Source organism: Cupriavidus sp. L7L (genome assembly GCF_004353535.1).
Classification (GTDB): Bacteria; Pseudomonadota; Gammaproteobacteria; order Burkholderiales; family Burkholderiaceae; genus Cupriavidus; species Cupriavidus oxalaticus_A.
The window spans coordinates 39,866-48,983 of sequence record NZ_SMNY01000036.1 but is presented as its reverse complement, the minus strand read 5'-3'; the positions used below and the strand labels follow the sequence as shown (position 1 = coordinate 48,983).

The following is a 9,118-nucleotide window of genomic DNA, read 5'->3' as shown; positions in this document are numbered from 1 at the left end:
AACCGCTTGAGCAACTCCTTGGCGCGCCGATCCCGCCGCGGATCACCTAGATCCAGGCTCTCAAATTCCTCGTCCACCCATGCCCCCGACTCGTTGCCCATCGCTGCTAAAAACTCGACAGTAAACGCGAGTCAGGCGAAGTTAACAACCCCTTACCTCGAAATTTCCACGGCCTCAGGCTCCATGCCCCACGGTGGAGACGGTACTACTTCTGTATAAGGAGATGCATGGAACCGCGTCAACAATTTTCCCTTTGGTACATACTCGCGGCCGTCACGGCGATACTCATCCTTCAGAGCTTCTTTACCCCTTTTCACGTCGAAACGCTGCCATACAGTGACTTCAAGGTCTTATTGAAGGCTGGCAAGCTCAAGAACGTCACGCTCGGCGAAGGAGCCATCACGGGAACGCTTAACACCGATGGCATTGAAAATTTTCTCCCCAAGAAACAGGTCGACGAGATGCTGCAGCAGGGAAAGGGAGACCACGCCTTCTCGACAGTCCGCGTCAACGACCCCAACCTGATTCAAGAGCTCGAAGCGGCAAAAGTTCGCTTTGTCGGGCAGGCCGACAACAAATGGATTGGCCTCCTGCTGTCATGGATTGTCCCTGCACTGCTGTTCTTTGTTATCTGGAGCTTCCTCATCAAACGAATGGGTGCTGGCGCTGGCGGCATGATGGAGATTGGCAAGAGCAAGGCTAAGGTCTACATGCAGAAGGAGACCGGCGTGACCTTTGCCGATGTCGCCGGCATCGATGAAGCCAAGGAAGAGCTTGCCGAAATCGTCAATTTCCTGAAGGACCCCCAGCGCTACCGGCGCCTGGGCGGCAAGATTCCCAAGGGCGTGCTGCTTCTCGGAGCGCCAGGTACCGGCAAGACCCTGCTGGCGAAGGCAGTAGCCGGAGAAGCTGGCGTGCCGTTCTTCAGCATGAGCGGCTCGGAGTTCGTTGAAATGTTTGTGGGTGTTGGAGCGGCTCGCGTTCGCGACCTGTTCAACCAGGCAGAAACCAAGGCGCCTTGCATCATCTTCATCGACGAGCTCGATGCACTGGGCAAGACCCGCGCGCTTAATGCAGTGTCCGGCAACGACGAACGCGAACAGACGCTGAACCAGTTGCTCGTCGAGATGGACGGCTTTGATACCAACAAGGGCGTCATCATCATGGCCGCGACTAACCGGCCTGAAATTCTGGACCCAGCACTGTTGCGCCCCGGGCGGTTTGACCGGCATGTCGCGCTGGACCGGCCCGACCTGAAGGGCCGCGAGCAGATTCTCAAGGTCCACATCAAGAATGTCGTCCTCGCTCCCACTGTCGAACTGACAAAGCTGGCGGCCCGAACACCTGGATTCGCCGGCGCTGACCTCGCCAACCTTGTCAATGAGGCCGCGCTGCTGGCGGCGCGCAAGGGTAAGGATGCCGTGGAGATGGCCGACTTCGACGAGGCGCTGGACCGCATCATTGGCGGCCTGGAAAAGAAGAACCGCGTGATGAATCCGCAGGAAAAGGAAACCATTGCGTACCACGAGGCCGGCCATGCCATCGTGGCCGAATCGCGACCACACGCCGACCGCGTATCGAAAGTCTCCATCATTCCCCGTGGCGTGGCAGCGCTCGGCTATACACAGCAGACGCCGACCGAGGACCGCTATGTGCTGAAGCAGAGTGAGCTGCTTGACCGGCTCGACGTGCTGCTCGGCGGGCGCATGGCCGAGCAAATCGTCTTCGGCGATATCTCCACCGGCGCCCAGAATGACCTGCAACGCGCCACAGATATGGCTCGGCAAATGATTATGCAGTTCGGCATGAGCGAGCAGCTTGGACTTGCCACTTACGAGGGCATGCCGAACCCGCTGTTTAACGCACCAGGACTGGTCCCGCGCGAACGCAAAGAATACAGCGAGAGCACAGCCCAAATCATTGACGCAGAAGTCCGGAAGATTCTGGGCGACGCTAGCCAGCGGGTGAAGCAGACAATCCTGAAAAATCGACACAAACTGGACGCGCTGGCGAAGCTACTCCTCGAGCAGGAGGTCGTAGACCGACCTGCCCTGGAGTTGCTGCTTTCTGAAAAAGTCACCCCGCTCACAGCTGGGAAGCCCCACCCAGCCACACCCGATGCGCCTGACGCGCGGAAGGGAAATCATGAAAATGAAGGCAAGTAGCCAGAACGCCACATCCGAGGTAAGCGCCATTTCGCATGAGGACTACGAGGAGAACCTCCACCTGCTTCAAATCGAGCTGGTCAAACTGCAGAAGCACTTCATCTGCTGCGACGACCGGATTCTGGTGATTTTTGAAGGCAGGGACGCCGCCGGGAAGGACGGCACCATCAAGCGCATTGTCGAACATCTCAGCCCGCGTGAAACTCGCGTGGTCGCCCTTGGGAAGCCTTCCGACCGAGACCGAGGCTCCTGGTACTTCCGGCGCTATGCGGCCGAACTGCCGGCGGCCGGCGAATTCACCCTTTTCAATCGTAGTTGGTACAACCGAGCGGGTGTGGAGCACGTGATGGGCTTCTGCACTGATGACGAGCATGAGGAGTTCATGACAAGTGTTCCGGAATTCGAGCGGATGCTCGTGCGTTCTGGGATTCGCCTTATCAAGTACTACCTGGACATCAGTAAAGCCGAACAGAAGAAGCGCATCGAAGAGCGCCGCCGAGACCCACTAAAGCAGTGGAAAGTCAGCCCCATTGACGAGCAGGCAGTGTCGCTGTGGAAGAAATACAGCAAGGCGCGAAATCAGATGTTTTCCCGGACCAGCGACTTCGTGCCATGGTACGTGGTACGCGCCGACGACAAACGTGTCGCGCGCCTCAGTGTCATCAAGGATTTGCTAACCCGTCTGCACTATGCGAACAAAGACGAAGAGCTGATACGCCCCAATCCCGAAGTCGTGTTTCCCTATGCAGAGGAACATCTGTTGAGTGGAGCCATTGCGAAATGAGGTGGTCGCGCCGTCTTGGACACGTGAACAGCGAGGATGGATGAGATGAAGACCAGCATCATTGAAGTTGGAGGCATGCTATCCGTTCTGAGCGCTCGGGGGGTGGAGAAGCAATTAGCCCGGGTACCGGGCGTAGTGAAGGCAGAGGTCAACTGCGTCACCGGCAGCACTACGGTGGAGTATGACGAAGCCATTACAAGCCTGAGCCACATCAAGGCGAAACTGGGGGAGTGCGGTCATCATTGCAAGGGCGAGCTTGTTCCCCGACATATTTGCACGCCAGAAGACCCGCCTGGCGAACTCGCAACAGATGTCATGGCCGAAGCACGCTCAGGCACTGCGTCCAGGCTAGCCGCGCTTGGCAGGCGGCAGGACCATGTGCATCCGGTCGCCCACGATGCCAAAGGAAAAGCCGAGGCACACGCAGCGCACGACCACATGGCCCACGAGATGGGTCACGGTGCTGGCATGGACATGAAGGAGATGGTTCGCGATATGCGCAACCGCTTCTGGATTTGCCTGGTTTTTACGATTCCCATCTTTCTCTATGCGCCGATGGGAATGCAGATTCCCATGCCGGCTCCGCCGTTCGGCCTGGCAATGAACCAGTGGCTGTTCCTGCTTGCAAGCGCCGCCATTCTTTATCCAAGCTGGCCTTTCTTCGTTTCCGCCTGGCGAGCACTTCAGAATGGCGCTCTCAATATGGCAACGCTGGTTGTCCTGTCCGTCGGCACTGGCTACTTGTTCAGCGTCGGGTCTACCTTCTTCTTTGCCGGGGAGCAGTTCTACGAGGCCTCAGCCGTACTCCTGGTGTTCATACTGCTAGGGCACTGGCTGGAGATGCGCGCACGAGCCGGCGCCTCTGACGCTATCCGCACGCTGATGGACCTGGCCCCGCCGAAGGCCACAGTGCTGCGCGATGGTCAAGAACTGGAGATAGCGACTGCCGAGGTTAAGGTGGGCGACATCGTCATCATCCGCCCCGGCAACAAGATTCCCGCTGATGGTGAAGTCATCGATGGCGTTTCCCAGGTGGACGAATCAATGCTGACTGGAGAGTCCCTGCCCGTGCGAAAGGGGCCAGGCGACAACGTCATCGGCGCGACGATTAACAAGAGCGGCAGCTTCCGCTATCGCGCCACAAGAGTTGGTAGTGACACCGCATTGGCACAAATCGTCAAGCTGGTGCAGGAGGCACAGAACTCCAAAGCGCCTGCGCAACTACTGGCGGACCGTGCATCGCAATGGCTCGTGCTCGCGGCGCTTGGTATTGGCATCCTGACGTTTGTCGGCTGGTATTGGTGGTTAGGCCAATCGTTGCTGTTTGCCCTCACGCTGACCATCACAGTTTTCGTCATAGCTTGCCCCGATGCGTTGGGGCTAGCGACTCCGATGGCCGTGATGGTCGGGACGGGGCTTGGGGCGATGAACGGGATTCTGTTTAAGAATGCGTCGGCCTTGGAGGACGCCACCAAGCTGAATGTGGTCGTGTTCGACAAGACTGGCACCCTAACCATGGGTGAGCCCGAGGTCGTTGAAATCTTCACCCGTCAGGACGTGGACGTGAACGCGATGCTCGGGCTGGCAGCTTCGGTCGAGCAAGCTTCGGAACACCCGCTCGCTCAAGCCATCCTCAAACGCGCCGGTGAACTGGCGAGGCCAGTCGCCACCGCCTTCACGAATATCGACGGCATGGGGGCCAAAGCGGAGGTCGAAGGGAAGCTGGCGCTGCTTGGAAACCGTAAGCTCATGGCCGCCGACGGCGTGGACATGAACGGTCTTACCGAACAGGCCGACCTGATGCAAGGGGCAGGCCGAACGGTCATTCATGTCGCCTACGGCGGCAAACTCATTGGGCTGATTGCCATCGCCGACGCTCCCAGGCCCACGTCCGCTGCGACGGTGGCGAAGTTGCGCGAGCGCGGCGTGCAGGTGGCAATGCTGACTGGGGACAACAGGGCCACGGCCGAACGTATCGCGGCTGGCTTGGGTATTGAGTTGGTGCTTTCCGATGTGTTGCCCGGGCAAAAGGCCGAGAAGGTCAAGGAGCTGCAGGCGCAAGGCAAGAAGGTAGGCATGGTGGGTGACGGCATCAACGACGCGCCCGCACTAACCCAGGCGGACGTCGGATTCGCCATCGGCGCCGGCACGGACGTGGCGATGGAAAGCGCCGACATCGTGCTGATGAAGAGCGACCCGTTTGACGTGGTGGGAGCCATCGAGTTGTCGCGTGCCACCCTGCGAAAGATGCACCAGAATCTCTGGTGGGCGGTAGCCTACAACCTGGTTGCGTTCCCCTTGGCAGCCGGTCTGCTCTACCCCTTCACATTGAGCCCGGAGATTGCAGCGCTCTCCATGTCGGGCAGTTCTGCCCTAGTGGCAATCAATGCGCTGTTGCTCAAGCGCACCAAGCTCGCCGGCCTTCGCCCCGCGTCCCCGCCCGTATCGGGCACGGATGTTGCTGTGCCAATTGCCAGCTGAGCTTCCTGCCATGGAGACAAGAGCTCGACCCGAGAAGCCCCGTCCAGCACCGCACGGACATTCGGGCGGGCTTCCAGCGCGTACGACCCACACGGGAAGGCTCAGCCGCCTGGTCTTCCTCGGTGTCCTCGACATGTTATCCAAGCGAGTGGACCGAAGGGGCTACCCCGTCTTGGTCGGTGGACTGGCATTCCTTGGCACCTTGAGCATGTCCGTACCTGTGATGCCGCTCGTAACTGCTTCCGTGCTGCTTAACGCCAGGCGATGGCGAGCCATAGCGCTGTATGCCGCTGTGGGAAGCGGTACGGCAGCCCTCATTCTCTATGTTGTATTCCACCATCTCGGCTGGGTGCAGTTGTTCGGGTACTTGCCTGAACTCACACGCTCTGCCAAATGGGTCAGGATTGCACGGCTTACCGAGGACTACGGTCTCGTTGCGCTACTGGCCATCGCAGCCTCACCGCTACCGCAAACGCCGGCGCTCGTCATCGTCGCGATGGCAGAGCTTTCACGACTTGGGGTCTTCGCCGCCATCGTCAGCGGAAAACTTGCGAAGTATGGACTCGCCGCATGGCTTGCAGCTCGTGCCCACGATTCGCTGCAGGGCGAGATAGAGCAGATTATCGGTTCAAGAGACAGTGAAAAGGTGCCACATGGCTGAAGACACGATACAGCGTAAGCGACGCCCAGCGCGTAGCTCCTCGACCGGCCGGCCTCTGGAAGGGGCTTTGGTGGCTACCCCAGAGGTCGATGATGCCCTGCAGCATCCAATAGCCGCCAGCGACGTCTCCCGGCAGTGGTGGGACTATTCGGTGGATTTTGCGCAGCGCTGGATTCTCTTCGTCGATATACTGCGGCAGCGGGCTAACAATATGCTCGCCCACGAAGAGGCTGGCCTCCCACCGCTGCTGCACTTCGACTATGAGATGTTGCTCGATGCCAGAACGTTCGAGCGACCGGCCAACTATGCGCTGCTCCGTATCACACGCTGTGGCACGGACCATTTGGAGGAACGAGTAAAGGCTGGCGCGACGCCGGTCATTGTCATCGACCCACGCGCTGGTCACGGCCCTGGCATTGGAGGCTTCAAGCGCGACTCCGAAGTCGGCATGGCGCTCTCCGAAGGGCACCCGGTCTACTTCGTCATCTTCTTCCCGATTCCGTGCCCGGGACAGACCCTCGGCGATGTACTGAACGCTTTGCGCATCTTTGTCCAGGAGGTGGCGAGCCGACATGACGGCCAAGCTCCGGTCCTCTATGGGAACTGCCAAGCCGGCTGGGAGGTAATGCTGCTGGCGGCCTACTGCTGTGAGCATGTGTCCGGCTTTTCGGTGCTAAATGGTTCTCCGCTTTCATACTGGTCCGGCGAGTCTGGCGTAAATCCGATGCGCCTGCTTGGCGGATTCTCCGGTGGCGTGTGGCTTGCCAACCTCCTCGCGGACCTGGGCAACGGCCGCTTCGACGGCGCATGGTTGGTGCAGAATTTCCAGTTTCTGAAGCCCGAATCCGCGCTAGGGGAAAAGTTCTACACGGTCTTTGCTGACCCAGAGCGGGAGCGGGAGCGATTTCTAGAGTTCGAACGCTGGTGGAACGGATTCTACTTCCTGAGCCGGGAAGAACTTGTGGCGATCGTCCAGGACCTGTTCGTTGGCAATAAGCTCGAAACAGGCGAAGTTCACGTCGACTGCGACTGCACGGTGGACCTGCGACGCATCTCGAAGCCAATCGTTGTATTTGCGTCCTACGGCGACAACATCACGCCCCCACATCAGGCACTGGGCTGGATACCTGCGGTATACGCAAGTACCGAGGATTTGGTCGCTGCTGGCCAGCGTATTGTTTTCCTGACCAATCCACACGTGGGCCACCTCGGTATCTTCGTATCGGCGAGGGTGGCACGCCATGAACACCGAGCCATCCTGCACAGCCTCGAGGCGATAGAGACACTGCCGCCGGGGCTATACGAAATGAGGCTAGCCGGCGATGCCCCCGATACCAATAGGGGCACACAGAAGATTCGTGTCACGTTTGAACCGCGCCGCGTCGAGGATATCCAATTCACTTACCCGCGCGCTGAGTTCGAGCGAGTCCGGGCGGTATCGGAATTCAGCGAGAAGTTATACGAGCAGTTTTTCAGCCCATTCGTTCGTGCTACCGCGACCCCATGGGGCGCGGAGTGGCTGAAGTGGACGCATCCCATGCGCTGGTCCTGTTATGCCTGGTCGGAACGGTTCCAGCCCTGGCTTTTACTAATCGCAGCGTTGGCGGGCCAAGCAAGGTCGGCCCGCGTCGAGCCGACGGAAGAGAACATGTGGCGTTCTCTTGAGGAAGCCATGAGCACCATGGTGACGGGCGCATTGCAAGCGAGCCGTTCAGCCCGTGATGCGGCCGCCGAGGTTGCGTTCCTCTGCCTCTACGGGCCGCCGTGGCCGTATGTTGCATCGATGTACACGACTCCCACAAATTGTAATGAGTCGTGCTGTTAGCCACATGACCAGAGCTTGAAGCACCGTGCACGTCCACGGCGACTCAAGTGGCTTAACGAACGCTAATGGTGCCCTTCTCGCCGGTGTCGTAGTGCCCCGGCAATAGGCAGCCAAAGGATATGGTACCGAACTTGGTGAACTCCCAAATTAGTTCGGCCGAGTTTCCGGCGCTAATGGTGATGGCGTTGGGAGTCGTGAGTTCCTTTCCACCTCCCTGCATCCGGGTGTGATAAAGCTCGGTGAGCTGGCTGTCGGTCCCGAGCACCATCTCGTGCGTTACCTTGCCCGAGTTCTTCACGACGAAACGCACGGTCTCGCCTCTCTTCACCGTTATCGTCGATGGGGCAAATGGAGCACCGTCGGACACCGCCAGTGCGATAGTGCGACTGACTTTGCTGGGATCTCCAAGCTTCCCGACAGCGGCGATACCCCCGCCACCATGGCCGTGGCCGTGCCACCATTCCGGCTCGTTACCGGCCGCTAGGGCGGCAGCAGGCAGCCAGAAGGCGACTATAAGACCAGCCACTCGGTATGTCCTCGTCAGCTTCAAGTAGCTATTCCTCCACTTAACACCAGCCGCAGAAAATGCCGTGAGAGTCACCAGCGAGTGAGACCCGCGCCGCACCGACTGACTAGCGAGGCACTGAACTGGCAGTCGGCTATTTGCCCACCATGCCGGGGGCGCCCATTCCAGACCCCATGCCGCCACCCATCATGCCTTGGTTCTCCATCATCATCTGCATCATTTCCTGCATGAAAGCCATGTGCTGGCCCATCATGTCCTGACACGTTTGCATTTGCGAGGCCGTGGCCTTGCCTTTGGGCGAGGGCATCCCACCTGGGCCTGCCATTCCCATTCCCATTCCCATCATGTCCTTGTGCATGATGGCCATGGTGTCCTGGGTGACCTTGTTACGTTCGACCATCAGTGCCTGGCGCTCTTCCGGGGTATTAGCCCGCGACAGCCGCTCACGGATTGCACGCAAGTGTGCAATCTGGGCGTCGAGGTCAGCATTTCCCGTGGCTTGGGGTGCGACAGGCCGTGCAGCGGCCGGCGCCGGCTTCCTAGGCTGCTCCTTAGGGTGGTGCTGCTCATGCTGGGCATCTGTCGAAGGCGAAGCCGAGAAAGTGACAGGCGCCCACGCGAGGGTGGCAGCTGCGAGGAGTATGGGAACGCGGCGAATGTGGACCATGGGAAAGCT

General features: G+C 59.5%; 8 protein-coding genes. 5 read left to right on the top strand and 3 right to left on the bottom strand.

Annotation, left to right across the window (positions count from 1 at the left end):
• A partial coding sequence (locus tag E1J61_RS28985; RefSeq protein WP_133095080.1) for a transposase DNA-binding-containing protein occupies positions 1-101 on the bottom strand: 101 nt, incomplete at its 3' end.
• A gap of 126 nt (positions 102-227) precedes the next feature.
• Between E1J61_RS28985 and ftsH the strand changes: the two genes are divergently transcribed.
• The 5 genes from ftsH to E1J61_RS28960 all read left to right on the top strand — a co-directional run bounded on the left by ftsH (position 228) and on the right by E1J61_RS28960 (position 7,916).
• Positions 228-2,165 carry an ATP-dependent zinc metalloprotease FtsH gene (gene ftsH, locus E1J61_RS28980; RefSeq protein ID WP_133097361.1) on the top strand — a complete coding sequence of 646 codons (1,938 nt, stop codon included), beginning with the start codon at positions 228-230 and terminating at the stop codon, positions 2,163-2,165.
• Entirely contained in the window at positions 2,152-2,949 is a 798-nt protein-coding gene (gene ppk2 / locus E1J61_RS28975) for a polyphosphate kinase 2 (RefSeq protein ID WP_133097363.1), read from the top strand. Before ftsH ends, ppk2 begins: the two co-directional genes overlap by 14 nt.
• A gap of 45 nt (positions 2,950-2,994) precedes the next feature.
• The gene (locus tag E1J61_RS28970) at positions 2,995-5,430 is read left to right on the top strand and encodes a cation-translocating P-type ATPase (RefSeq protein ID WP_133097360.1); all 2,436 of its coding nucleotides are present in this window, start codon (positions 2,995-2,997) and stop codon (positions 5,428-5,430) included.
• A gap of 208 nt (positions 5,431-5,638) precedes the next feature.
• On the top strand, positions 5,639-6,091 hold the full coding sequence (locus E1J61_RS28965) for a hypothetical protein (protein ID WP_133097359.1): 453 nt from the start codon (positions 5,639-5,641) through the stop codon (positions 6,089-6,091).
• On the top strand, positions 6,084-7,916 hold the full coding sequence (locus tag E1J61_RS28960; protein WP_133097358.1) for a DUF3141 domain-containing protein: 1,833 nt from the start codon (positions 6,084-6,086) through the stop codon (positions 7,914-7,916). Before E1J61_RS28965 ends, E1J61_RS28960 begins: the two co-directional genes overlap by 8 nt.
• Before the next feature lie 52 nt (positions 7,917-7,968).
• Here E1J61_RS28960 and E1J61_RS28955 read toward each other — a convergent pair whose 3' ends face one another.
• Entirely contained in the window at positions 7,969-8,466 is a 498-nt protein-coding gene (locus E1J61_RS28955; protein WP_133097357.1) for a plastocyanin/azurin family copper-binding protein, read from the bottom strand.
• Positions 8,467-8,575: 109 nt separating this feature from the next.
• Positions 8,576-9,109 carry a hypothetical protein gene (locus E1J61_RS28950; RefSeq protein ID WP_133097356.1) on the bottom strand — a complete coding sequence of 178 codons (534 nt, stop codon included), beginning with the start codon at positions 9,107-9,109 and terminating at the stop codon, positions 8,576-8,578.
• Positions 9,110-9,118: the final 9 nt, after the last annotated feature.

Coding starts and splice junctions, on each gene's coding strand:
- E1J61_RS28970 (WP_133097360.1), top strand. CDS start 2,995: ATGAAGACCAGCATCATTGAAGTTGGAGGCATGCTATCCGTTCTGAGC.
- E1J61_RS28960 (WP_133097358.1), top strand. CDS start 6,084: ATGGCTGAAGACACGATACAGCGTAAGCGACGCCCAGCGCGTAGCTCC.
- E1J61_RS28950 (WP_133097356.1), bottom strand. CDS start 9,109: ATGGTCCACATTCGCCGCGTTCCCATACTCCTCGCAGCTGCCACCCTC.
- E1J61_RS28965 (WP_133097359.1), top strand. CDS start 5,639: ATGTCCGTACCTGTGATGCCGCTCGTAACTGCTTCCGTGCTGCTTAAC.
- ftsH (WP_133097361.1), top strand. CDS start 228: ATGGAACCGCGTCAACAATTTTCCCTTTGGTACATACTCGCGGCCGTC.
- ppk2 (WP_133097363.1), top strand. CDS start 2,152: ATGAAGGCAAGTAGCCAGAACGCCACATCCGAGGTAAGCGCCATTTCG.